A 25,010-nucleotide genomic window follows, 5' to 3' on the forward strand; every position below is an offset into this window, starting at 1 on the left:
CGAGTGGGATTCAAGGATCCGCCGCTCCTGGTAAAGGCCTCCCATATTTAACGCAGCAGCCGCAGGCTGTTAAGAATTACAAGTATTGTGCTGCCTTCATGGCCGATGACTCCAAAAGGCAGGTCAAGTACCTGAAAGAAGTTAGAGCAGATCAATGCCAGAATGACTGCAATGGAGAAGAACACATTCTGCTTAATGATGGTATTCATTCTTTTTGAAAGCTTAATGGCTTCAGCAATACGGGGCAGGTCATTCTTCATCAGAACCACATCCGCTGTCTCAAGGGCAACATCTGTACCGCCGCCCATGGCGATTCCGACCGTGGAGGCGGCAAGTGCAGGTGCATCATTGATGCCGTCCCCTACCATCGCTACAGATCCGAAGCGGTCTTTCAGACTGTGAACTTCCTCAACCTTAGTCTCAGGGAGGCACTCTGCAATGAATTCATCGACATGGCTTTCACCGGCAATGGCTTTTGCAGTCTGAGTGCTGTCCCCGGTAAGCATGAAGGTATAAACACCCTGTGCCTTCAGCTTTTCAACGGCTGACGCCGTCTCGGCCCGGACAACATCCTTAAGGGCGATGACTCCAGCAATACCGCTGTCATCCCTGGCGTAGACGAGTGTTTTTCCTTCTTCAGCCAGACGTGCAGCTGCACCGTTTTGGAAGGCCCGGGCATCCTCTGTGCCGACAAAATCCGCTTTCCCAATTTTCAGGAACCTGCCATTCATAAGGGCCTGAACGCCCCAGCCCGATATATCTTCCATGTTTTCCGGTTTCATGAAAGTCCGGTCTGTTTGTTCATGAAAATGTTTAACGATGGATTGTGCAAGTGGATGGCTGGAGTAATTCTCAAGTGAGGCCGCATAGTACAGGAAGTCATCCCTTTCCCAGTCATCACGGGTCAAAATATCCGTCACTTCAGGTTTTCCCTGTGTCAGGGTCCCTGTTTTATCAAACGCGACGGCCCTCAGGCTGCCCAGATTCTCTAAATGAACTCCGCCTTTGAAAAGGATGCCGCGGCGTGCGCCGTTTGAGATGGCAGAAAGGGTAGCAGGCATGATGGATGCAACAAGGGCGCATGGGGAGGCGACCACAAGCAGGATCATGGCTCTATAAAAGGTTTCATTCCAGGTCCAGCCGAGTACGAAATGCGGTACGAACATCATCAGGAGCACGACTGACAGGACCACCTTTACATATGTTCCTTCAAAGCGTTCGATGAACTGCTGTGAAGGAGATTTCTCGCTCTGAGCAGTTTGTACAAGCTGAATGATCTTCTGAAACAGCGTTTCATCATTTTCCTTTGTCATCTCCACAATAATCGAACCTCGCAGATTTACAGTGCCGGCAAAGACTTCATCATTCCGGCCCTTGGTGACGGGAATGGATTCCCCGGTGATGGCTGCTTCATCCAGGTTGGTACTGCCTTCTGTGATCCGGCCGTCAGATGGAACACGCTCTCCCGGCTTTACCAGGATGCGGTCGCCAGCAGAAAGGGCGGAGACATGCACCCGTTCTTCCCGTCCGGAATCATCGATCCTCAATGCCTCTTCGGGCTGGAGATCCATCAGTGCGGATATTTCACGGGAACTTTTGTCCATTGTGTACGTTTCCAGGGCACCGCTCACTGCGAAGATAAAGATCAGGATCGCGCCCTCCGTCCAATAACCAATCACAGCCGAGCCGACGGCTGCAAAGATCATCAGCATTTCCACATTAAGCTCTTTATTTTCAATCGTTTCCTCAATGCCTTCTTTCGCTTTAGCGAAGCCGCCGATTACGAAGGCGAGGAGATAGGCTGTTATGGAAGGCGCATCCTGGCCTTCGCGGGCTAAAAGCCAGCCTGCCAGGATAAGGATCCCGCTTACACCGGCTGCGATTAATTCAGCATGTGTTCTAAAACGGTCAAACAGGGAAGTTCCTGATGCATCCCTCCCTGCCCCGCTATGGTCTATTGCTTTTGTTGTCTGCATAGTCTGCCTCCTCTAGTCAGTGCCATTTACTTGTATTATCTAATTGAGAAAGATATTCATAATCAAGAAGTCCTTAAAAAAGATGAAAGCTGCCACCGTATAGATGACAGCAAGGAATATAGTGTCCATACCCTAAAAAGGCAAGGGATTCAGAACATTCTCTACATTAGAATAAATATAATTTAACCTGTTTCTATCCTACCACAGGTTCAATTGAAAGGAAAGCAAGTTTTCTTAAATTCTTAATACATATTTACACATCCTTTGCCTGGCAAAGCCGGGCACCGGGTCAAGAGGATGCGGTCCTCGCGGAAAACCCTTCGGCACCCCTTGGTTTGAAGAGTCCGAGCAGGATGAAACAAACAAGAAAGATGGCACTTATGACATAAAAAAAGCTTTCACCGGCTAAATGTTCGATGATCATGCCTCCAAAAAACGGACCGGCCAGGCTGCCAATGCTGAATGTTATTCCGCACATCAAATTTCCTGCCGGCAGTAGGGAGGCAGGAGTGAGGTCTGCCATATAGCTTATGCCCAGTGAAAAGGTGGAGCCAGTCATCATCCCGGCGAGCAGGAAGCAGGTGAACAGAGCCGGAAGGGAATCTTTGAATACACCGGCAAGCATAAAGAATAAAAATCCGGATATCATGACTGCAAGGAGCACTTTTCTCCTTCCCAGCCGGTCACTCATCAAACCGAGCGGAAATTGAAAGAGGATGGCACCCGCGGCGAAGGCTGGAAGCAGGATTGAAACGGCCGCTATATCCATCCCGTTCCGTAAGGCGTACACCGGGAAATTCCCGTTCAGAGAAGCCTCTACAAACCCATAAGAGAATGTAGGCAGAAACGCGAGCCAGGCATAGCGTGCGGCCTGGCCAAACCTTGAGAATGTGCCGCCCAGGGACACAGTCTCCATGCTCTGTTCCGGATATTCATCATTCAGCAGGAACACGGTCAGCCAGACAAGCAGGCTGATGCTGCCTGAAAGGATAAAGGGCAGGGATTCGTTTATTTTGACAAGATTCGTCAAAAGCGGGCCGCAGGCGAATCCGATTCCAAAGAATAGGCCATATATAGAAACATTCCTCCCGCGCTTTTCGGGTGAGGAGGATGCTGTGATCCATGTTTGGGTTGCAAAGTGAAGCGAGTGGTCGCCAATGCCGATCAGCATCCTCAGCAAAAACCAAAACCAAATGCTGTCCCATAGCGGGAACATAAATAATGCGGCGAAAACGGTGAGTCCGCCCCATAAGATCATCTTTTTATAGCCCAGCTTCCTAAGCGGCCCCTCCATAAAAGGAGATGCCAGGAGGATTCCTATGTATAAGCCAGTGGCGTGCAGGCCATTAATGGAAGAGCTTACTCCGTGGTTCTCAAAGATGATGGCGATCAGAGGCAGGAGCATGCCCTGGGAAAAACCTGATATGCCGACGATGCTGACAATGATCCAGAAGTGCAGTCTTGATTGAGTCATTACATTCTCTCCTAAATTCTACATAATAGTAGATGTTACTAGCACTCATGATGATTATGCAAGCATGAAATGAGGTATAGGAAGCTATGTGAAAACAAGCCTTACATAAAACCCTGAAGTGACCAGGGGATATTCGGAGGGGACTATGGTTAATAAGATCTTTTTCATTGCGGTGCTGATTGGTGTGCCGCTGTCAGTCATCGGGACCGTCATGCATCTGCCGACTATCCTGATGTTCATCATCTACTGCTTGACAATCATAGCGCTCTCGAGCTTCATGGGACGGGCCACAGAGAGTCTCGCCATCATCACCGGCCCCCGGGTCGGCGGGCTTTTGAACGCCACCTTCGGCAATGCCGTAGAGCTCATTATTTCAATATTTGCTTTAAAGGCAGGTTTGACAGAGGTTGTCCTTGCCTCGCTCACTGGTTCTGTTATCGGGAATCTGCTTCTGGTTGCAGGCTTGTCATTTTTTATAGGCGGCCTGAAATACAAAAGGCAAAAATTCAATGTTTTTGATGCCAGACATAACTCAGGATTATTGATATTCGGAGTTATCGTTGCGTTTGTCATCCCTGAAGTGTTCAGTATGGAAATGAATAAACAAAAGACGATTTCGTTAAGTGCAGGCCTGGCCATTATCATGATCCTCCTATACCTGGCCGCACTGTTTTTTAAGCTGGTAACACACCGCGGCGTCTATCAGCATGAGGAAAATGTGAAACACGAACACGAGGAACCGGAGTGGTCCAAAGGAAAGGCAATCGGCGTACTTGCAATAGCCACCCTTGCCGTCGCCTATGTATCCGAGCATCTCGTTCATACCTTTGAGGAAGTGGGCCGGACGTTTGGCTGGTCTGAACTTTTCATCGGGGTTATCATCGTAGCCATTGTCGGGAACGCAGCAGAACATGCATCTGCCATCCTCATGGCTTATAAAAACAAAATGGACATTGCGGTTGAGATAGCCGTAGGTTCAACGCTCCAAATTGCCATGTTCGTGGCACCGGCACTTGTATTGGTGTCCTTATTCTTTACAGAATCCATGCCGCTTGTATTTACGATGCCGGAATTGACAGCTATGGTAACATCTGTACTCCTTATGATCATGCTTTCAAATGATGGAGAAACGAACTGGTTTGAAGGATTAACCCTCCTTGCCGCTTACTTCATCATGGGGATTGGCTTTTACCTTTTATAAAAACAAAAATGACTCTGTCCGGTGGGACAGAGTCATTACTTTTAATTAAGTATCGATTTGTCATGTTTATGTGTTCAGCAGCGAAACTTCGATCAACCACCTCCAGGGTGTGATTCTTCTTTCCGGCGAAATTTTTTTCTCCTTAACCAATTTACGGCCCTTATCAAGCTGTGATCTGATTGTATAGGCATACCCCCTGAAACTTCGGCTGGTATGAGCAATTTCGCCTCCTTCGCTTTAATGTAAATTCAGTATAACTAAAAAACTAAAAGTTGTAAATATTCTGAAATTAACAATTTCGTTACATCCTGTAAAAAATTTTACAAGAAGGCTGACCTGCATATTCTGGGGTGAGCGGGACAATATAGAAGTAAATAGCCATTAAGGAGTGTGCAATATGAAACATCCTGTATTAACATTATCACTCTGTTTTGCACTTATATTGAGTCCGGGCTCTCTTTCACTGGCTGTCAAAAAAGAGAAGGCCACCATCCATACGGCTGCCATTCCGCAGTCTGTATTGAACATCACCAAGGAAAATACATTTCCAAACGCATCTCAGGACATGCCTTATCTTGAGCCATCGAGGCTTGCGAAGCAGCTGATCAAATCCTCCAATGTGAAAATCGAGAATCCGGAGCTGATCAGGATGATGAACGAAACCGCCATCAATAAATCTCCGTTTGCGCTTGGATACCGGGCGACCATCTATCTTGGGCATTGGGCGCTCAATTATCAATCGGTCGAGAGTTCCCCGAACTGGGAATATCAGAAAGTGAATACGAATTATTATGATAACCGTGGCGGTACAGCGCCTTATCAGATACATTATGTTCAGGAAGCCCAGAAAACAGTACGCGGCGGACTTACGGCCAAAGTGCCGGCTGCAGAAGATGTTCACAAAATGATGCTGATCAAGGCAGCCCAAAAAACAAAGCTGCCGCTAGCCTATGAGGCTGTCATTGGCACAGGGACAAAGAAGGACAGAATTTACAATATCCCAGCCAATCGTGCCGGCTACCTGCATGCCTACGCTTCCGCTGTGAACGAAAAAGGGAAGGTTACGTATGGAGAAGTTTATCTGAAACTGAAGGGAACCAAGCGCTATATCGTTGTAAAAAATGTCACTTCACAGGGAATAGGCGCATGGATTCCGATACAGGATCACCTGAGCTTCAGCTTTATGGTCTCTGGCCGTCCCCGCTGATAAAAATGCCCGCTCCTGATCCGGAGCGGGCATTTTTTATCGGGTTATGCCGGCTGCCCTCTCCGTGAACTGGACGCCTTTATAGTAAGAGTCCTTCACCAGGACATTCGGCCCGAGACATTTTACAGCCGGGCAATGACAATTCAGTTCCTTGGCGAGCTCCGACTCCTGAAAGCGGCGGTATGAGTCCACCAGGGATTCTTCCTGGATATTTCCAAGCGGAGGGGCATCGCCGAAATCCGTAACGATAACTTCTCCGCTGAAAATATTGACGTTCAGCCTCGAACGCCCGTCAGGATCGTTCCGGACTGTCACATTTCTTTCTCTGTACAGCCGCTCGAGAAGCCTGAGATCCTCTGGGTGTTCACTGCATGGATAAAAGGGAAGGGTGCCGAATAGCATCCAGACCTCCTGATTGCGGCTGTCCAAGAGCCCGTTGACAGCATTCCTGATCTGGTCCAGGGTAAGAGACTCGATTGCCGAAGCGAAGTCACTGGGGTACATAGGGTGTATCTCATGGCGCTGGCAGCCCATTTCTTCAGTTATTTGTTTATGTATATCGCTCAGATAGGGAAGAGTCCGTTTATTGAGCATCGTCTCTGCTGAGACAAGCACACCAGAATCTGTCAGGAAACGGCTGTTTTCAATCATTTTTTGAAAAAGCGCAGCCCTTGCCTCCCGGCTCGGCTTCCGCTCCATCATGGCGAATCCGGTATCGATGAATTCGTCAATCGTTCCCCAGTTATGGGAAATATGCAGAACATCGAGATAAGGGAGGATTTCCTCGTACCGCTTCATATCCAGGGTAAGATTTGAATTAATCTGAGTCCTTACCCCGCGCTCCCGCGCATATTTTAATAGCGGCACCACATAATTCTTTGTCTGCTGCCTGGACAGCATCGGCTCACCGCCTGTAATGCTCATGCTCCGAAGATGAGGTATTTCCTCGAGTCTCTTAAGGAGGAGTTCAAGAGGAAGCGCATCCGGATCCTTTGTTTGCAGCGTGTATCCAACTGCGCAATGCTCACATCTCATATTGCATAATGTCGTTGTTGTAAATTCTATATTCGAGAGTGTCAATCGGCCGTGTTCCTCTACATCCATATAGGCTTCCCATGGATCATATTGAATAGAAACAGGCTTTTGCAATTCAATCATTTTTTATGGCCCCTAACTATATTGAATACTAAACAATTATGGTGAAGTGAAAATTATATGTCAATCATTTGCTGGGGACTCTGTCCAATCTGGGATAGAGATGCAGCTCGGCTGCGGGCAGGACAATATTAAAAGGCTGTTCATTGCAGCGGAATAACTTTATAATGGTTATGGAGATTTGCGTTGCCAGGCTGTATTCTCGCCGGCAGATGGAAAGGAGTTTTTAAATTGGGAAAAGCGATTGAAGACAACAATGGACAAGTTGATTATTTAAAGCAGCGTCTGTCCATGTTCATAGAAGTGCTGGACAGCATGGATCCTGAGGAAGCACAGCTCGAGGATATTGACCGTTTGATCGGGATGCTTGATGATCTTGAGTTTAAGGTTGCTCAGTTTAAAAAAGGATAAAGAACAGGTGAGATCAGCTTACTCGGCTGATTGGTCTTAACTTTTCGGTTAAGACCTTTTTTGATGTTCTGGAAGCTGATTTTGGTCTTAACTTTTCGGTTAAGCCCTTTTTTGATGTTCTGGAGGCTGTTATTGGTTTTAACATTTTATTTAAGCCCTTTTTTAACGTCCTGGAGGCTGTTATTGGTCTTAACTTTTTATTTAAGACCTTTTTTAACGTCCTGGAGGCTGGTTTTGGTCTTAACATTTCGTTTAAGACCATTTTTAACGTTCCGGAGGCTGATTTAGGTTCTAATTCTTTGTTTAAGCCCATTTTTAACGTTCCGGAAGCTGATTCAGGTTCTAATTCTTTGTTAAAAACCATTTTTCCCGTTCCGGCGGCTAATTTAGGTTCTAATTCTTCATTTAAGACCATTTTTAACGTTCCGGAGGCTGATTTAGGTTCTAATTCTTTGTTTAATAAGCCCTTTTTTATTGACCTACTCGGCTGATTTAACTTTTTTCTGTCGAAAGGGGCGGAGCTGCACAGAGCATGAGACTTCTTGATAAGAGGGTGCGAACATCTATTTTTCTGCACCCTGCACCGCTCCACCGTCCAATTTTCTTTGTTCCTGTTCTTGTTCAGTTCCTTCCCGTGTATTGGTTGGGGGTAGGAAACTCATTTATTTATTCCCCGGACACTCTCCCAGTCAGGCTTGAGAAGCGCGTACAATGTGGCATCATGTGACTGCCCTCCCTGTAAAATGTATCCTCTTAGGAGGCCTTCCTTCTGGAAGCTGTGTTTCTCAAGCAGGGCACTTGAAGGAAAATTCTCAGGGAAAGTGACAGCGGCCGCCCTGTAAAGGCGAAGCTCTTCAAATATATACTCCAGCACTGCAGAAAGTGCTTCTGATACCAGTCCTTTCCGCCAGTAATGGGGATGGATCTCATATCCGATTTCGGTTCTTCTATTATGAATCTGCAGATTGTTCAGGCCGATCGTACCGATGAAACAGCCTTCCTCCTTCACTTGCAGTCCCCAGCGGACAGCCCTTTTTTCCCCGAACATCCTTTGAAACGAATGGATGAGATTCGCTGCATCATCCACGGATGCAAATGGGTCCATGCCGTAATATCTGGTAACCTCCTCCAATGAAAAGATCTCATAAAGCGGCATGGCATGTTCTTCTGTAATTTCGATCAGTTTCAAGCGCTCTGTTTCCAGTTCTCTAAATTCCATTTATATACCCCCGTTCATAAAAATTCGACAGGACGCAGTGGATTCCTCCTAATCCGAAAAATGTTACCGCTTGCACATAAAGCCTTTTCGAATAAAAGAGATAGGCGTATAATGTAGAAGGCTAATGTTTGAATTTTATAGAAATTCCAAAAAGCCGCCGCATGCGGCGATATATATCAATGTACAGGGGGAAGTACTGTGAATGTAGAGAAACTTCAAGAGAGCATGTATCAATTAATCGTGGAAACCTCCACTAATCTGCCAAAGGATGTAAGAAGGGCCATAAAGAAGGCGAAAGCGCAGGAAAACTCGGGTACTAGGGCAGCCATGAGTCTGTCCACCATTACTGAAAATATCGGGATGGCTGATGAAAATGTATCTCCAATCTGCCAGGATACAGGACTTCCAACATTCAAGGTGAAGACTCCTGTCGGCGTGAACCAGCTTGAGATCAACGCAGCCATTCTGCATGCCATCAAGAGGGCGACAAAAGATGGAAAGCTCCGGCCGAACTCTGTGGATTCATTGACAGGGGAAAACAGCGGCGACAACCTGGGGTACGGCGTCCCGGTTATTAAATTCGAGCAGTGGGAGCAGGATTACATCGATGCGCGCCTCATCCTAAAAGGCGGGGGCTGTGAGAACAAGAACATCCAATACAGTCTTCCTTGTGAGCTTGAAGGATTGGGCCGTGCGGGCCGCGACCTGGATGGAATCCGAAAGTGCATCCTGCATTCAGTGTACCAGGCACAGGGACAGGGCTGCAGTGCCGGCTTCATCGGCGTAGGAATCGGAGGGGACAGAAGCGCTGGATATGATCTTGCAAAAGCGCAGTTATTCCGGGAAGTAGAGGATGTTAATCCGATTCAAGAGCTTCGGAGTCTTGAGGATTACATTATGGAAAATGCAAACAAGCTGGGCATCGGGACCATGGGCTTCGGCGGAGAAACTACGCTCTTAGGATGCAAAGTCGGTGTTATGCACCGCATTCCTGCAAGCTTCTTTGTGTCTGTCGCGTATAACTGCTGGGCTTACCGCCGCCTTGGCGTAAAGATAGATGCCGGTGATGGAGGCATTACCGAATGGCTGTACCAGGATGGTGAAAAAATCAACTTTGCCAAAGAAGCTGAGCTTGAAACGGCAGCTGCCGTGGAAGCACCGGAAATTCGTGAAGTGATCCTGGAGGCTCCGATAACGGAAGAGCAAATCAGGGATCTCAAGGTCGGCGATGTGGTCCGGATCAACGGAATGATGTACACAGGGCGTGATGCCATTCATAAATATTTATCGGAAAATGATGCTCCCATCAATTTGGACGGGCAGATCATTTATCACTGCGGCCCTGTTATGCTTAAAGATGAGGCCGGTGAATGGCATGTGAAGGCTGCCGGCCCGACAACAAGCATCCGGGAAGAGCCGTATCAGGGAGACATCATGAAACGCTTCGGCATCCGTGCGGTCATCGGAAAAGGCGGAATGGGTCCCAAAACCCTGAAGGCACTTGAAGAGCACGGCGGTGTTTATCTGAATGCGATCGGCGGAGCAGCGCAGTATTATGCAGACTGCATCAAATCCGTCGAGGGCGTGGACCTGATGCAGTTCGGCATCCCAGAAGCCATGTGGCATCTGAAAGTGGAAGGCTTCACTGCGGTCGTGACCATGGATTCACATGGCAGCAGCCTCCACCAGGACGTGGCCCAGAGTTCCCTGGAGAAGCTTGCACAATTTAAGGAACGGGTATTTTAATATTCAAACACAATAGCTGTATCTTAGTCGATGTTGACTGTGCAGCTAAACATGTCGTCTAAAAGAGCAGCTGGAGGTTCCGTGCTGCTCTTTAGTATGCTGGGGCTGCCGGATTTCATTGGAATGCGGCAGGGGAAACCTGCCGTAAAAGCCGCGGGGCAAGACTGCGGTTTCGCACTGCATCGGAACGGCGGGTAAATGAACCGGTTTGGATAGTAAATCACGATTTCGGATAGTAAATATGGATTTCGGATAGTAAAGTGTGCGGTTCGGATAGTAAAAGCCTCAGATCGGCGAGTAAGGGGCTATTTAGCGCGGTGCTGATGCTTCTCCTGCAGTAAAAATGGGATGATTTTGAATGAAATGAAGGGCTGCAGAAGCAAAATGAAAAGAAAACGTGTAAAATTATTAAAAAACGATGTGAAAATACTCTATTTTATCTAATGAGCAGTATGGCGGTTCCCCTGCATCTTGTCTTTTCCGCCGAAGACTAAAAAAACGAGGTTGTCCCACAATTATGGGACAGCCTCGTTTTATTTACACGGTTTTCCGCAGATACAACCAGTAGCCGAGACCTGCCAGCAGATTCAGCGACATCAAAGCGGTGATGCTTACTCTCAGCTGAATATAAGTAAAAGCTTCCGTACCTGTAATGAAAATGATCAGCGACAGCCCGCCAAGCAGAAAGGCAAACAGAAAACTGAAAAGTCTGTATCCCATATACCGGGCCCTCTCATCCCTGCCTTCCTTCTTAAACAAAAAGATCAGGACCAAAAATGCAGCAAAAGCCAAGACTGATAATCCGTTTGTAACATAAATGATTCTCTCCAACCTGCTCACTCCCCATTTTTATTTAGGCTGAATACCTGATTGATATCGACGCCGAATACATTTGCAATCTCAAACCCCAGTACCAATGACGGTGTGTAATTGCCTTTTTCGATGGATATGATGGTCTGTCTGCTCACTCCGGCTTTTTCCGCCAGGTCCTTTTGAGTCATTTTTCGCTCAGCCCTAAGTACATGGATTCTATTTGTGAGCGAGCTGCTGCCTGCTGTCATGTATTCGCACCTCCGTAAAGTCAATCTTCCTGTACATATAGTAAAATAAAATTTACTAAAAGTAAAGTTTATTTTACATTTTTAAGTTGATTAACTGTCTCTTTTCTTAAAGATTGTCCATGCTGTGAGGAGATTTTATTGGAGCGGAAATCAACGTTCTTGTTCCATAGACAGGAATGTTTGCGAAAACAGCCATTTTATTTGAATCCCAAATATATAAATTTCCTGTCATTATTTAAGACTTGTGGTTGAACAATAATAGGAAAAAGGATAAAGACAGGAGTTTTTGCCATGAAAAAAATAGGAATCATGCTGGCAGCGTTTGTTTTATGGGCAGCGTGCCAGAGTTATGCTGATGCTGCATTTTCTAATGAACGTTATAATTGGGGATTCAGGAAATCGAGCGGGGGACAGCCGGCCGATGCAGGGAAGAAGCTTGAATCTATGCTGGAAAGACACGGGGCGGTATATCAGGGCGATACGTCCAAAAAGGATATTTACCTGACTTTTGACAACGGTTATGAAAATGGTTTTACCGGACATGTGCTGGATGTATTGAAAAAACACCAGGTTCCAGCCGCTTTTTTTGTGACCGGTCACTATCTGAAGACAGCAAAAGGACTGACTAGGAGGATGGTAAAGGAAGGCCATATCGTCGGGAATCATTCCTGGTATCATCCGGACCTTACCACAAACTCAGACAGTGAGATTGCCGAAGAATTAAATTCAGTGCGCGAGGAAACAGAGCGGCTGACCGGCCAGAAGGGGATGACGTACTTAAGGCCGCCCCGCGGAGTATTTAGTGAGAGGACGATGGATGTGGCCTCAAGCCTTGGCTACAGGCATATATTCTGGTCACTGGCCTTTGTTGACTGGAACGTAAAAGACCAGAAGGGAGCGCAGCACTCGTATGACCAGGTGATGAAGCAGATCCATCCCGGAGCCATCCTGCTCCTCCATACCATATCAAAGGACAACTCAGATGCCCTTGACCGAATCATCACCGATCTGAAGGAAAAAGGCTATACTTTTAAATCGCTGGATGATTTAATGATAAGCCGGGAACTCGGAAGTGACATGCTTTATTGACCGAAAGCGGTAATGATCGCTAAAACATGCTATAATACGGGGAAAATGCCAAAGGATGATTGCAGTGTGGACTGAATCTTTTGATATTGAGGGGCCTTACAATTTTGACCTGGTCCTCGACAGACTGTCGAATGACCCTCTGTCAGCCGTTGATCTTGCAAACAGAAGTATCAAGGTTCCCCTATATGCAGGGGGGAAGTCTGCTGTCATTCATGTAAAAGCAACCGGAACGACCGATGCGCCGTCTTTTACTCTGTCAGGAAATGACCTGCAGACAAAGGAGGCGGGAATCAGCCGGGTTAAGGCCATCTTTCAGTGGCATCTGCCGCTCGAGGACATTCATACTCATTTTGAGCGATCCGACCTGGGCGACATTTTTACGGAGCATAGGGGAACTCCTCTAATATTGGATTTTGACCCATATGCCTGCCTTGTGAAGTGCATTGTGCATCAGCAGCTGAATTTAGCCTTTGCCTATACATTGACCGCAAGATATGTAAAAGCATTTGGCCGGGAAGCCGATGGAGCCTGGTTTTATCCGGAGCCAAAGACGGCAGCCCGGTTGTCGGTTGAAGAACTGCGGGAGCTTCAATTCAGTACAAGGAAAGCCGAATATTTAATCGGACTGTCACAGCAGATTGCAAGCGGCGAACTGGACTTGGACGAACTGAGCCGGGAGCCTGATGACATCATTATTGATAAACTGACTGCAATTAGGGGGATTGGCCGCTGGACAGCTGAAAACTTTCTGCTTTTCGGCCTCGGAAGGCCTAATTTATTCCCGATGGCAGACATCGGCATTCAAAATGCTTTGAAGAAATTATACGTTATGGAACAGAAGCGAACACGGGAACAAATGGAAGCCCTGAGCGGATCATGGCAGCCATATTTAAGCTATGCCTCTCTTTATTTATGGAGAAGCATTGAAAAACGGAGTGAATAATACATTGAAACAAGAAGCAAAACTAGAGCCTGGACAAACATTTCCACTGACTATCAAGCGCCTGGGAATCAACGGGGAGGGCGTCGGCTATTTTAAACGGCAGGTCGTGTTTGTCCACGGTGCAATTCCGGGAGAGGAAGTTCTTGCCGAAGCGGTGAACGTACAGCCGAAATACGCAGAGGCAAGAATCAAGAAGATCCGGAAAGAATCGGAACACAGGACAACGCCGCCATGCCCGGTTTATTACGAATGCGGCGGCTGCCAGCTGCAGCATATCGCATACGAACGACAGCTCCTTGAAAAGCGGAATGTGATCATACAGGCGCTGGAGAAATATAAAAAATCAGATGCCGGTTCCATGGATATCAGGCAGACGATTGGCATGGAAGAGCCATGGCATTACCGGAATAAGAGCCAATTCCAGGTGGGTACTGACCAAAACGGACAGATCATTGCCGGTCTTTATGCCGTGGGCACCCATAAGCTCATTGATGTACCCGAATGCATTGTCCAGCATCCGAAAAGCAACCGTGCGACAAGGGTTGTGAAGAAGCTGATCGCCAAGCTTCAGATCCCGGTCTATAATGAGCGCAAGAAAAAAGGAGTCGTCCGGACAATCGTGACCCGGGTGGGCTTTGAAACAGGAGAGCTGCAGGTAGTCATTGTTACGGCCACTGAAAAGCTCCCGCAGAAGGAACAGCTGATCGCAGAAATCAAAAAGCAGCTCCCGGAAGTTGTGTCAGTGGTTCAGAACGTGAATCCGAAGAATACATCCACCATCTTCGGGGAGAAATCCATCCATCTTTCCGGTGAGAATGTCATCCGGGAAACACTCGGAGATATGACATACGAGCTGTCAGCACGCACCTTCTTCCAGCTCAATCCTGTCCAGACCATTAAATTATATGATGAAGTTAAAAAAGCGGCAGCTTTGACTGGAAAAGAAAAAGTTGTCGATGCATACTGCGGGGTCGGAACCATCGGATTGTGGCTTGCAGACGGAGCAAAAGAAATCCGCGGCATGGATGTGATCAAGGAATCCATTATGGATGCCAAAAAAAATGCGGCCCGCCAAGGTGTGAAGAATACACGCTATGAGGTTGGCAAAGCGGAGGACATCATGCCAAAGTGGTCGAAGGAAGGCTTCCGGGCAGACGTTCTTATTGTTGATCCCCCAAGGACCGGCCTCGACAACAAGCTGCTGCAGACCATCATAAAGGTAAAGCCGAAGAAAATCGTCTATGTATCCTGTAATCCTTCCACCCTTGCCAAAAACCTTGAATTCCTGAGCAGTTTATATAAGGTTAACTATATTCAGCCTGTGGATATGTTCCCGCAGACGAGTCATGTGGAGAGCTGTACGTTGCTAGTTTTACGATAAAATCAAGCAGATAGAACCGAGAATCTAAAAAGATACTCGCTGTTCCGTCTGCTTTTTCAATTCGATCGATCAGCCGATGTAACAATTCATGTGTCAGGACATCGGCTTTTCGCGGCTTTCCTGAGTTTGACAGCTTTTGTTCTAAACCAATCGGGGCTGAAGAAGATAATTTAATTCTTCTTTAGTCTTTTTTGGCAATAGTTCTGTATTATTCTAATGCTATAACCTCACCCGAACTAGATAAGTGCGCAATCATTTATTTTATAAAAAAAGGGCTCAAAGTATGAGCTCCCTTATTAAGACATCTTCTGCCATTAGTGGAATTTGTCTTAATAAAAACCGCCAGACTTATTGCCCTATCTCCGTTTCTTACCATTGGATTTATTGCCTTTAGAGCCATTCCTGCCGCAGGACTTATTGCCTTTAGAGCCGTTCCTTCTATTATTTTTATTGCCCCTGCAACCGTTTTTCCGGCCGGACTTATTGCCTTTAGAGCCATTCTTACCGCAGGATTTATTGCCTTTAGAGTTATTCTTACCGCAGGATTTATTGCCTTTAGAGCCATTCTTACCATTGGATTTATTGCCTTTAGAGTTATTCTTACTGCAGGATTTATTGCCTTTAGAGTTATTCTTACCGCAGGATTTATTGCCTTTAGAGTTATTCTTACCACAGGATTTATTGCCTTTAGAGCCATTCTTACCGCCGGATTTATTGCCTTTAGAGTTATTCTTACCGCAGGATTTATTGCCTTTAGAGTTATTCTTACTGCAGGATTTATTGCCTTTAGAGTTATTCTTACCGCAGGATTTATTGCCTTTAGAGTTATTCTTACCACAGGATTTATTGCCTTTAGAGCCATTTTTACCGCAGGACTTATTGCCTTTAGAGCCGTTCCTTCTATTATTTTTATTGCCCCTGCAACCGTTTTTTTTGCCGGATTTATTGCCTTTAGAGCTATTCTTACCACAGGATTTATTGCCTTTAGAGCCACTCCTGCCACCTGACTTATTGCCTTTAGAACAATTTTTACCGCCGGATTTATTCCCTTTACTTCCGGATTTATTTTTCATTTGGATTGTTTGAGTATCATAGTCTTTATCAACCGGATTATTAACCATAAATCCTGCAAGGCCATTATGAGCTGCATCTGAAATTGCTCTTACAATATCATAAGTTGTTGACAATAACATTCACCCTTCCTAAAATTTTTCACTTTTTATTCATGGTATGAAAGTTTTAGTTTGTTGCTTGGACATTAAAAGCCCGCTCATAAAATAATTTATCAGCCCAGGGGTCACCGTTTTACTGGGGTTACATAATTTAGAATCAAAAAAGAGTTTTTAGGGAGAGTTTTATATTGAAGAGTTATAAGCTGTATATTCAACCCGCAGAATTACAAACCTTAAATAAAAATATCTGGAGTGATGATCCAGTTCCGGGAACACTTAAGCATGACGAAAAAAAATATTTAATTGATGTAGCCTACAGGGGAGACTCCATCAGAAAAAATAAAAAAAAATCTTATCAAATTACCTTCAGGAAACCTTATATTGTGGAGAAGAACCATGTTGTCCATTTAAACAGTGAGTATAAAGATCCTTCTCTAATTCGAAATAAGCTGTCCCTGGATTTTTTCAGAAGCCTGGGAATCTTAACACCAAATGCCCAGCATGTTTTATTAATTTTGAATGGGCAATGCCGGGGGATTTATCTTGAGCTTGAATCATTTGATGAATACTTTCTGAAAAAGTGGAATCTTCCTGAAGGAGGAATCTTTTATGCGACTGACAATGATGCCAATTTTTCTTTATTGACTGAAGAAGAAGATGCGAAAACAGAAATATTGCAGGGATATTCTGAGGTATATGATAGTAACGGAAAAGGGGAGCAGCTTCTCTCTGACCTTATATTCAAGATTAACACACTGACAAATCTGGAATTTGAACGAGAAATACCTAAGATGATTGATGTAGAAAAATATTTGAAATGGCTTTCGGGAGTTGTCTGCACACAAAATTTCGATGGTTTTATCCATAACTATGCCCTTTACTGGAATAGTGGGACAGGCCTTTTTGAAATTTCCCCCTGGGATTGTGATGGAACTTGGGGGAGGAATCGGCACGGGGAATTACTGCCGTATGATTATATACCAATTGAGGGTTACAATACATTGTCGGCCCGGCTTCTGCATCATTCTGCATTTCGAGATTTATACAAACAAATCATGGAGGATATCTTACTGAATTATTTTACAGAGGAACGGCTAAAACCCTTGATTTATTCGGAATTGGAAAAATTACAGCCCTGGATTGAAAAAGACCCATATATAAAAGAGAAAATGCATATTATTTTATCAGAACCCTTAGTTATGCTGGATTTTGTCAGAGACAGAAGGGAGTACTTATCAAGGGAGCTGGTTCGTTTAATTTAACTCCTAAGGATTTTTTAAACGGCCGTTATTGCTCCTTAAATCAATTCGGTACAATAAATAGGGCGTTTGTTATAGTACTTTGTCTAAGGTCTGAGCATATAGTACAGGGAAACTAAATATTAGGAGGAAAAATGCAGCATGAATACTGAAGTAATGCAAACTTTTATTGGTAAGACATTGAAGGTGGACAGAGGCGGGCCAGAATCCCGGGTGGGGAAACTCCTAGCTGTAGGGGAGGACTTCTTTTCTCTTCTCACTAAAGAAGAGGGAGTAATCTTTTACACAACACATCATATCAAAAGTGTTACTGAGAGTTCTAAAAATAAATTTGATCTTGAAATAGAAGTCTCAGAAGATTTTCAGTTCGAAAAATATCCGACCTTTAAAGAAGCAATCAACTCACTAAAATTCCAATGGGTAAAAATCAATCGTGGAGGAAAGGAATCCCTGGAAGGTGTGTTAGAAGACGTAAATGATGACTATATTAGGGTAGTGATGAATGAAGAAATAATCAGGATTTCAATGTTCCATGTACGGAACATCAGCCTGGGAGTAAAGAGCGAAAAGAAACAGGAGGAATCTGGAACAGCAAAAGAAAATCAAAAAGCTCAAAATAAAGGTAAAGGTAGAAAAAGGTAAAATGAATAGACCCAATAATGTCGCTTCTCATTAGAAGCGACATAAATTATTTTAATGAGTAATTTTGTTATAAAGGACGTTAAAGCCGCTATGGACACTTTCTCCATAACAAAAGGACGACAGATCGCCCGTATAGAAAAGCTCCGCTTGTCCGCCGTTATACCTTCAGTTAACTCCGGAAATCGAAAGCATTGCCAAGCGGAGAAAGTTGGCAATCGGCATAATAGTGGAGGGTTGTGGTCTAAATCAAAACGCCTTCTACATATTGGCCGGAATTCAAATATCACCGGCCATCCATATAGGGAGTCAGACTGTTCTTTCTCGTACACTTCTTCTAAAATGTCTAAGATAGCTTATATACAGAGTCAGCTTACATATTTAAAAAAATATCAGCTATCCTTTCATGAAGTCAGCATTATTGAGGCTGACTTCAAGAAGGGATAGCTGTTTTTTTGAACGATATTTAGATTTTTTTTATCTACCTTCATACCTTTCCTTAAGGAAATTGAATGGTTTTGATGTGCTCTAAATTCCTATAGATGGTATCTCCCTCAGCTGTAATCAAAACTGCCTGTCTTCCATGTATCTCTTTAAGCAGGCCGATTTTTTCAGGGTTATCCCCGCCATCCAGAATAACAAATTGATTTTCGAACTTTTTCAGCTGCTCACTAAAAGAACGGGATAGTGTAGTGGAAACAGTCGGATTAAGCGGAAAATACTGATTTTCTATTGAATATGGAGTTGTATTGGGTGGATAGGGTATGAGGTATTTAACATGATTCATTGAAATAAACATGGTTTTGTAGGCAGGAGAATGAAATACAAAATAGTCATTCATAATATTGGTTAAATATCCATGAATGGATTTATTTCCAGTTACATAAATTTTGACGAATAACCCTTTTGCGTTCATTAATATTTTCCGGTAGGAGATAGTTTCCATTTCAATTGGCTGCTCTGAAGGAGGAGTATAATAAGTTTCTTCTGTGGAGTTCGCCTCCTTTAACCGCTGAACATGGATTAAAGGAATGTATAGAAACGAATTCACTTCTCCTTTATATAAGACGATAAGATCCAAACCCGCATCAATTAATGTGCCCTTTTGTAATCTGCCCCCAGAAATCTCAATTTCAATGTTTTTTCCTACTAATTTTTTTAAATCTATAGACATCAATATTCTCCTTTTTCATAAGGTTTTATTTTTCCAGGACCCCGCCGAATAACGTTGAGACCCAATAATATAAGATTACCAATGTGAAAAGAACAGCAGGCGGTATTACCACCATTGTATGTTTTGTATATTCCCACCAGGTGAATTTTATTTTTCCGCGTCTTAAAAGATGCATCCACATGAGGGAAGCAAGGGTTCCCATTGGGAGAAGCAATGATCCCATGTCACTTCCGATAACAATGGCCAGATACGCTATTTTCATGGAGAGTGCATCAAGATTCATATGTGTCAGCGTCAGAGTGCCAATCATAAGAGCTGGGTGATTATTAAAAATATTGGACATTACAGTCATGAGTGCCCCCATCAAAATGCTTACATGGAGCAGACTTCCAGAAACCATTGGCTGCATGATATCGATGAGTAAATCCGCTAAACCTATATTTTTTAATCCGTATATGATGGTATACATGCAAAACGCAAATATGAATATATACCACGGTGTTTTTTTCACCATGTCACCCGGAGGAATCTTTAAATACCACCATCTCCACCCTAAAAGGATGACAGAACCAAGCACAGCCATTATTGAGATGGGAATGCCGAGAAAAGAGGCTGCAAAGAGGCTGATACGAACAGCAAGCACGAAAATAAGGATTCTCCACATAATCTTTGAGTGATCTTTTGCTGTACCGTTCCCAGGACCGTCCCTAAGAGGGTGGTATGATGGCAGTGTGAGTCCTGAAACTCTTGTCGGGATTTTCTTTGGCAGGATGCCGCGAAAGCGGAGGTATAAAAGTACAACTAAGAACAGTAAGCCCAGTGTGGCAGGGACAAACATCATAGCCGTTTGCAAATAAAGAGTCATATGCACGATGTTCAATGAAATCAGATTAACAATATTACTGACACCGATTGGAGCGCTGGAAGCAGTAGCAATTAACCCCCCGGACAACAAGTAGGGTATTTTTTGGTGATTTTTTAACCCCATATTGTTTAAGAGCATCACCAGAATGGGTGTGGTAATCAATATACTCCCATCATTATTGAAAAAGAGTGTCATTAGAAAACATAAAAGATTAACGTACCAGAATAGGCGTATTCCTGATCCCTTTGCTTTGGCAGTAAGCAGCTCTGCAATCCAACGGAACAAACCAATGCTCTCTAAAACATTTGCCATTACAATGGTTGCCATAATGGTTATAGCTGCACCGCTGATTGTTGATGCAATCTCACCTAAATCTGAAAATGTAACACTCCCACAGAGCAGGACAATGATTGCACCAGCTGCAGCGGGGATGGCCTCGTTAACGCCCCAAGGCCTCCATAGGATTAATAAAAGTGTTCCTAAAAAGGATAAAATGGTTATCCAAACCATCGGTTCTAACATAATTCTCCCCTTCCTTCAGGTTGTAACTACTACTTTAAAAGCCGAGCCCTATTTGTCATCTTGCATGATACTTGTCCATCCTTTACATGTGTCCCTAAGGTGTGGTTGTACTATAAGTGTATGTATCATGCAGAAAACGCTCTTTAGGTCTGTGCCCTTTTTTCTACAAATCCGCTTGAATCTATCTAGCGCCATCTAAAAAGGAATCATCAAAGACACTCTGATATTTATAGCGGCTTAAGCCAGGGAATATAAAAATGCAAAGTATATGAAAATAATGTTTTGTCACTTCCAGTTGCTGCTCAGAAATCAAATAACCTAGATTAATAGTAAGTTTGTTATGTGATTGGCATTTTGACCCTAACTTAGGGCAGAACTACAAATAATATTGGACAGATGTTTAATTACGGGAGAATTTCGAGTGATGATCAGAAACAAAAAAAGCTTCCATCCTCCGGATGCGTCGTATCTCGTATATACAACCCCTCCAAAATCTGAAAGTATTTCCAAATCACTGTCCGGTAATCTTTCACAAGAGTTAGTGCTGCCTCTAATTCTACAAATGAGGATAAATTTCTCTAATATATAGAATGGAAGGGCTAAACAAAGGTTGGAAACAAATAGTGCGTGAAATCATAGGTAAGTAGGTATGGTATGGTAAGGTATTGGGGTGAACACTACTACACCAAAAAAGCTACTGTCAGTACACCAGTCATATAAAATCTGTGACACTGATTGAATTGCAGTAAACATGTTTCCAGAAATATGAGTGCGCGGGGAGGGTTATTAAATGAATGCAAATAAAAAATGGCTGGCCATTCCTGAAGAATTCAGGATCCGGCTGAAGAAGAACATTTTTTGTTCTCATTGTAAAGACGCTGTGGGTATTGAAAATTTCACGATCGAAGATCATCCTTCAGGGATTGTATTGGAAGGCAAATGCCAGGTTTGCGGAAAAAAAGTGGCAAGGGTAGTAGAGTCTGAATAATAGCCAGGTGTTCTCAAGCAATGTGCAAAAGTGGATTCAAGCACAGGGAGAGGCACCTTTTTCACTTGAAAAATGTTAGGGTCCTGAGTTTTTGACTGCCCATTTAACTCTGTAAAATTAGCAGAAATTTACGTTGGCTATCCGGAGATTGCAGGTTTAGAATAAAAAAGTGCCTAACTATTTCCAATCCGTTTGAAATTAAGGTCTCAGGCATGGTATAAGTGTAAAGGAAGCAAGTACGTCTTGCTTTTTAATTTTGGGACGAGGTTTGTTCTTGTATCCCATATTGAGAGGGTTGAACATGAAAGAAAATTTTTGGCGTGAATTACCACGGCCTTTTTTTATACTTGCTCCAATGGAAGATGTGACAGATGTTGTGTTCCGTCATGTTGTAAGTAAAGCAGCCAGACCTGATGTATTTTTTACAGAGTTTACGAACTCGGAGAGCTATTGCCATCCGGATGGAATACAGAGTGTGCGCGGGCGTTTGACTTTTACGGAGGATGAACAGCCGATCGTTGCCCATATATGGGGAGATAAGCCTGAAAACTTCCGGCAGATGAGCATCGGTATGGCAGAGCTTGGGTTCCGGGGTGTGGATATTAATATGGGATGTCCAGTGCCGAATGTGGCGCAGCATGGAAAAGGCAGCGGCCTGATCCGCCGTCCGGAGGTTGCAGCTGAATTAATACAGGCAGCAAAAGCAGGGGGGCTTCCGGTAAGTGTAAAAACGAGGCTCGGTTTCTCTGAAATTGAGGAATGGCACAAGTGGCTGACCCATATTTTGAAGCAGGATATTGCCAATCTTTCCATTCATCTGCGTACCAGAGATGAAATGAGCAAGGTGGATGCTCACTGGGAACTGATTCCGGAGATCAAAAAGCTCCGTGACAAGGTGGCACCAGATACACTCCTGACGATCAATGGAGATATCCCTGACCGTCAGACTGGCTTAAAACTCGCTGAAGAATATGGAGTGGATGGGGTGATGATCGGCCGCGGTATATTCCATAATCCATTTGCCTTTGAAGCGGAGCCGAAAGATCACAGCAGCAAGGAATTGCTTGATCTCTTAAGACTGCATCTGGATCTTCATGATCAATATACACTGCGTTCATTCAAGGCCCTTCACCGCTTCTTCAAAATCTATGTCAAGGGATTCCGGGGAGCAAGTGAATTGAGAAATCAATTGATGAACTCAGAATCAACAGATGAAGTGCGTGTTATGCTCGATAAATTTGAAGCAAACAACCTGGATGCATTAGGGTAAAATAAGTCACTTCTATGAAATAAACAGCCTGTCTCCTGGAAAAACCCAGGTGTGACAGGCTTTTTATTTTGCTTTAAGGCTCTTTTCTAGAAGTTTTTGCGGATCTGGGTGTTGGAACAGAAACCATTTAAGGATATCAAAGGTAAAAACCGGTCTTGCATTTGTGTCGCTGAGCTAAGATGGTGAAAGGCAGTTCAGCTTTTACCGCAGCCCGTCCGCAGACTTGCTTTTAGAGCCCCATGAAGTGGATGAACGGTTATTTGAAGATGGAGATCATCTTCACTTTTGTTCTGTAGATCTAGTGGAATCACTAAAGTATGTTGTGGCGAAAATGCCTCACAGAACTCATTAAAACACCTAAATTCAAAAAAAAGAAACTTACTAATTGTATTTCATTACTGAAAGACAATCAGCTGCCGGTCATCCTCTTTTATCCTGTTAACTCTATCGAGGATTAGTATTGTAATATATCAAAAAATTCTATATAATACTATTTATCTAATAAAGACAATTGTCTTTTTAGGGTGGAATATGATGGAAGTCGCCTTTCTTTGCGAAGCAAAGGTGTATGTACTGTAATAAGTCCACTTGTTATGCGAAACTATGAAAAAAATAAAAAAAGATCCCGGGGCCAAACTCTGCGGCTTGGGGCCGTTAACCAATCAAAGTCATCTCAGGAGGAAAGAGCTATGAAAAGTCAACTGAAGAAGTGGAGTCAATTGAGTTTGGTAAAGCAAATTATTGCCGGGCTGCTTGCCGGCATCATCCTGGCTGTAGTGATTCCGGGTGCGGCAAAGCCTGTTGTCATTTTTGGAACGCTGTTTGTGGGAGCCCTTAAGGGGATTGCTCCAGTCCTGGTCTTCTTTTTGGTCATGTCGGCCATCTCCCAGCACAAGAGCGGACAGAAAACGAATATGAAATCCATTATTTTCTTATATCTTTTAGGAACGTTTGCCGCAGGCTTAATTGCAGTTGTGGCAAGCTTTATATTTCCCGTGTCCCTGACATTGGGCAAGGGAGCTGAGGGTGTTACGCCTCCCGGCGGGGTCGTCGAGGTACTTAAAACGCTCCTGCTTAATGTAGTTGATAACCCCGTCAAGGCGATATTCAACGCAAACTATATCGGCATCCTTGCGTGGGCGGTCGTCCTTGGTCTGGCCCTGCGGAATGCGTCGGCCGGAACAAAGACACTGATTGCGGACTTTTCCAATGCGGTCTCGAAGATGGTTGGCTGGGTGATTAAGTTTGCTCCGCTCGGCATCATGGGGCTTGTATTTGAATCTATCACTGTAAATGGCGTGGATGCGCTGTTTGGCTATGGTAAGCTGCTTGCCGTCCTGATCGGCTGTATGCTGTTCGTGGCACTTGTCGTCAATCCTGCCATCGTATTTGCGGCCATAAGACAAAATCCATATCCGCTGGTCTTCAGATGCTTGAAGGAAAGCGGGATTACTGCCTTCTTCACAAGAAGCTCGGCTTCCAACATCCCTGTTAATATGAAATTATGTGAAGACCTGAAATTGAACAGAGACAGCTATTCTGTTTCCATTCCGCTCGGGGCAACCATCAATATGGCTGGCGCTGCAGTCACCATTTCAGTTCTGACACTGGCTGCAGTCCATACACTCGGCATTGAAGTGGACCTTGCCACGGCTGTGCTTCTCAGTATCGTGGCAGCTGTATGTGCCTGCGGTGCTTCCGGTGTTGCAGGAGGATCCCTGCTTTTGATCCCGCTCGCATGCAGTCTTTTCGGGATTCCTGCTGAGACCGCCATGCAGGTAGTGGGAGTCGGTTTTATCATCGGGGTGTTACAGGACTCCTTTGAAACGGCGCTGAACTCTTCGACAGACGTACTATTTACAGCTGCGGCTGAATTCAAGGAGTGGCGTAAAAAAGGTAAGAAAATAACCATCCGCAAAGCAGCATAAACATACAAACATATAACTGCACCCTGCTGTCACCTTCACTGCCGGCAGCGGTGCATTTTTTTGCGGTTTTTTATGCAGCTGGAAAGATAAGTGGTTATTTACAGAAAAATGAAAAAGTGAGATAATGAATTAACGATTAACAAGGGGGAAAGTAAGTTTATGGAACCAACAAATTGCTGATATTAATTTAATCAAATTAATATGAATTCTGTACCTGAGTGAAAAGCACCTAAATGAAATAGGTTTATTTGCTATGCTCACTATGGAATTGCGGCAATTAGAAGGTCACTTACTTTACTGATATCCGGGATTATAATCTTAGTACCAGCA

At 44.4% G+C, this 25,010-nt stretch carries 22 protein-coding genes; 12 read left to right on the top strand and 10 right to left on the bottom strand.

Annotated features, from left to right (window positions below; genetic code table 11):
* Nucleotides 1-47: 47 nt before the first annotated feature.
* Together V1498_RS03955 and V1498_RS03960 are read right to left on the bottom strand one after the other, a co-directional pair.
* Nucleotides 48-1,976: a heavy metal translocating P-type ATPase gene (locus tag V1498_RS03955; RefSeq protein ID WP_409297009.1), complete on the bottom strand. Its 1,929-nt coding sequence runs from the start codon at nucleotides 1,974-1,976 to the stop codon at nucleotides 48-50.
* Nucleotides 1,977-2,265: 289 nt separating this feature from the next.
* A complete protein-coding gene (locus V1498_RS03960; RefSeq protein WP_409297010.1) occupies nucleotides 2,266-3,450 on the bottom strand; it encodes an MFS transporter in 1,185 nt (394 codons plus the stop codon).
* Nucleotides 3,451-3,595: 145 nt separating this feature from the next.
* On the opposite strand from V1498_RS03960, the gene cax reads away from it, so the two are divergent.
* Both cax and V1498_RS03970 read left to right on the top strand, forming a co-directional pair.
* A complete protein-coding gene (gene cax / locus V1498_RS03965) occupies nucleotides 3,596-4,651 on the top strand; it encodes a calcium/proton exchanger (protein ID WP_409297011.1) in 1,056 nt (351 codons plus the stop codon).
* A 397-nt stretch (nucleotides 4,652-5,048) separates the two neighbouring features.
* On the top strand, nucleotides 5,049-5,858 hold the full coding sequence (locus V1498_RS03970; RefSeq protein ID WP_409297012.1) for a YfkD family protein: 810 nt from the start codon (nucleotides 5,049-5,051) through the stop codon (nucleotides 5,856-5,858).
* Between the two features lie 36 nt (nucleotides 5,859-5,894).
* On the opposite strand, the gene yfkAB is transcribed toward V1498_RS03970, so the two are convergent.
* Nucleotides 5,895-7,016: a radical SAM/CxCxxxxC motif protein YfkAB gene (yfkAB, locus tag V1498_RS03975; protein ID WP_409297013.1), complete on the bottom strand. Its 1,122-nt coding sequence runs from the start codon at nucleotides 7,014-7,016 to the stop codon at nucleotides 5,895-5,897.
* A 228-nt stretch (nucleotides 7,017-7,244) separates the two neighbouring features.
* Here yfkAB and V1498_RS03980 point away from each other — a divergent pair, with 228 nt between their 5' ends.
* The gene (locus V1498_RS03980) at nucleotides 7,245-7,424 is read left to right on the top strand and encodes an SE1561 family protein (RefSeq protein ID WP_409297014.1); all 180 of its coding nucleotides are present in this window, start codon (nucleotides 7,245-7,247) and stop codon (nucleotides 7,422-7,424) included.
* A 13-nt stretch (nucleotides 7,425-7,437) separates the two neighbouring features.
* On the opposite strand, the gene V1498_RS03985 is transcribed toward V1498_RS03980, so the two are convergent.
* On the bottom strand, nucleotides 7,438-8,001 hold the full coding sequence (locus V1498_RS03985; RefSeq protein ID WP_409297015.1) for a hypothetical protein: 564 nt from the start codon (nucleotides 7,999-8,001) through the stop codon (nucleotides 7,438-7,440).
* A gap of 81 nt (nucleotides 8,002-8,082) precedes the next feature.
* Complete coding sequence (locus V1498_RS03990; RefSeq protein ID WP_409297016.1) at nucleotides 8,083-8,643, bottom strand: GNAT family N-acetyltransferase; 561 nt, start codon at nucleotides 8,641-8,643, stop codon at nucleotides 8,083-8,085.
* Nucleotides 8,644-8,868: 225 nt separating this feature from the next.
* Here V1498_RS03990 and V1498_RS03995 point away from each other — a divergent pair, with 225 nt between their 5' ends.
* Nucleotides 8,869-10,389 (top strand): fumarate hydratase, encoded by a 1,521-nt coding sequence (locus V1498_RS03995; RefSeq protein ID WP_409299127.1) that lies wholly within the window; start codon nucleotides 8,869-8,871, stop codon nucleotides 10,387-10,389.
* 537 nt (nucleotides 10,390-10,926) lie between these two features.
* On the opposite strand, the gene V1498_RS04000 is transcribed toward V1498_RS03995, so the two are convergent.
* On the bottom strand, nucleotides 10,927-11,220 hold the full coding sequence (locus tag V1498_RS04000; RefSeq protein WP_409297017.1) for a hypothetical protein: 294 nt from the start codon (nucleotides 11,218-11,220) through the stop codon (nucleotides 10,927-10,929).
* 5 nt (nucleotides 11,221-11,225) lie between these two features.
* Entirely contained in the window at nucleotides 11,226-11,450 is a 225-nt protein-coding gene (locus V1498_RS04005) for a helix-turn-helix transcriptional regulator (RefSeq protein WP_409297018.1), read from the bottom strand.
* Nucleotides 11,451-11,741: 291 nt separating this feature from the next.
* Here V1498_RS04005 and pdaA point away from each other — a divergent pair, with 291 nt between their 5' ends.
* The 3 genes from pdaA to rlmD all read left to right on the top strand — a co-directional run bounded on the left by pdaA (nucleotide 11,742) and on the right by rlmD (nucleotide 14,863).
* Nucleotides 11,742-12,539 (top strand): delta-lactam-biosynthetic de-N-acetylase, encoded by a 798-nt coding sequence (pdaA, locus tag V1498_RS04010; protein ID WP_409297019.1) that lies wholly within the window; start codon nucleotides 11,742-11,744, stop codon nucleotides 12,537-12,539.
* 64 nt (nucleotides 12,540-12,603) lie between these two features.
* Nucleotides 12,604-13,482 (top strand): DNA-3-methyladenine glycosylase family protein, encoded by an 879-nt coding sequence (locus V1498_RS04015; RefSeq protein ID WP_409299129.1) that lies wholly within the window; start codon nucleotides 12,604-12,606, stop codon nucleotides 13,480-13,482.
* Nucleotides 13,475-14,863, top strand: a complete 1,389-nt coding sequence (gene rlmD / locus V1498_RS04020; RefSeq protein ID WP_409299131.1) for a 23S rRNA (uracil(1939)-C(5))-methyltransferase RlmD — start codon at nucleotides 13,475-13,477, stop codon at nucleotides 14,861-14,863. The genes V1498_RS04015 and rlmD overlap by 8 nt, the downstream gene beginning before the upstream one ends.
* 256 nt (nucleotides 14,864-15,119) lie before the next feature.
* Here rlmD and V1498_RS04025 read toward each other — a convergent pair whose 3' ends face one another.
* Nucleotides 15,120-15,857 carry a hypothetical protein gene (locus tag V1498_RS04025; protein ID WP_409297020.1) on the bottom strand — a complete coding sequence of 246 codons (738 nt, stop codon included), beginning with the start codon at nucleotides 15,855-15,857 and terminating at the stop codon, nucleotides 15,120-15,122.
* A 363-nt stretch (nucleotides 15,858-16,220) separates the two neighbouring features.
* Here V1498_RS04025 and V1498_RS04030 point away from each other — a divergent pair, with 363 nt between their 5' ends.
* Together V1498_RS04030 and V1498_RS04035 are read left to right on the top strand one after the other, a co-directional pair.
* On the top strand, nucleotides 16,221-17,297 hold the full coding sequence (locus V1498_RS04030; protein WP_409299132.1) for a CotH kinase family protein: 1,077 nt from the start codon (nucleotides 16,221-16,223) through the stop codon (nucleotides 17,295-17,297).
* 138 nt (nucleotides 17,298-17,435) lie between these two features.
* Nucleotides 17,436-17,936, top strand: coding sequence for a hypothetical protein (locus tag V1498_RS04035; RefSeq protein ID WP_409297021.1), 501 nt, complete (start codon nucleotides 17,436-17,438; stop codon nucleotides 17,934-17,936).
* Nucleotides 17,937-18,432: 496 nt separating this feature from the next.
* Here the strand turns inward: V1498_RS04035 and V1498_RS04040 are convergent, their stop codons facing one another.
* Entirely contained in the window at nucleotides 18,433-19,107 is a 675-nt protein-coding gene (locus V1498_RS04040) for a DUF2642 domain-containing protein (protein ID WP_409297022.1), read from the bottom strand.
* 25 nt (nucleotides 19,108-19,132) lie between these two features.
* On the bottom strand, nucleotides 19,133-20,494 hold the full coding sequence (locus V1498_RS04045) for an arsenic transporter (protein WP_409297023.1): 1,362 nt from the start codon (nucleotides 20,492-20,494) through the stop codon (nucleotides 19,133-19,135).
* Nucleotides 20,495-21,284: 790 nt separating this feature from the next.
* Here V1498_RS04045 and V1498_RS04050 point away from each other — a divergent pair.
* From V1498_RS04050 to sstT, 3 genes are all read left to right on the top strand, one after another.
* Nucleotides 21,285-21,482 carry a hypothetical protein gene (locus V1498_RS04050; RefSeq protein ID WP_409297024.1) on the top strand — a complete coding sequence of 66 codons (198 nt, stop codon included), beginning with the start codon at nucleotides 21,285-21,287 and terminating at the stop codon, nucleotides 21,480-21,482.
* Between the two features lie 301 nt (nucleotides 21,483-21,783).
* Complete coding sequence (locus tag V1498_RS04055) at nucleotides 21,784-22,752, top strand: tRNA dihydrouridine synthase (protein ID WP_409297025.1); 969 nt, start codon at nucleotides 21,784-21,786, stop codon at nucleotides 22,750-22,752.
* Between the two features lie 689 nt (nucleotides 22,753-23,441).
* Nucleotides 23,442-24,680: a serine/threonine transporter SstT gene (gene sstT, locus V1498_RS04060; RefSeq protein ID WP_409297026.1), complete on the top strand. Its 1,239-nt coding sequence runs from the start codon at nucleotides 23,442-23,444 to the stop codon at nucleotides 24,678-24,680.
* The last annotated feature ends 330 nt before the right edge of the window (nucleotides 24,681-25,010 follow it).

The organism is Paraperibacillus marinus, from assembly GCF_046237605.1.
In the GTDB taxonomy this organism is placed as follows: domain Bacteria; phylum Bacillota; class Bacilli; order Bacillales; family DSM-1321; genus Paraperibacillus; species Paraperibacillus marinus.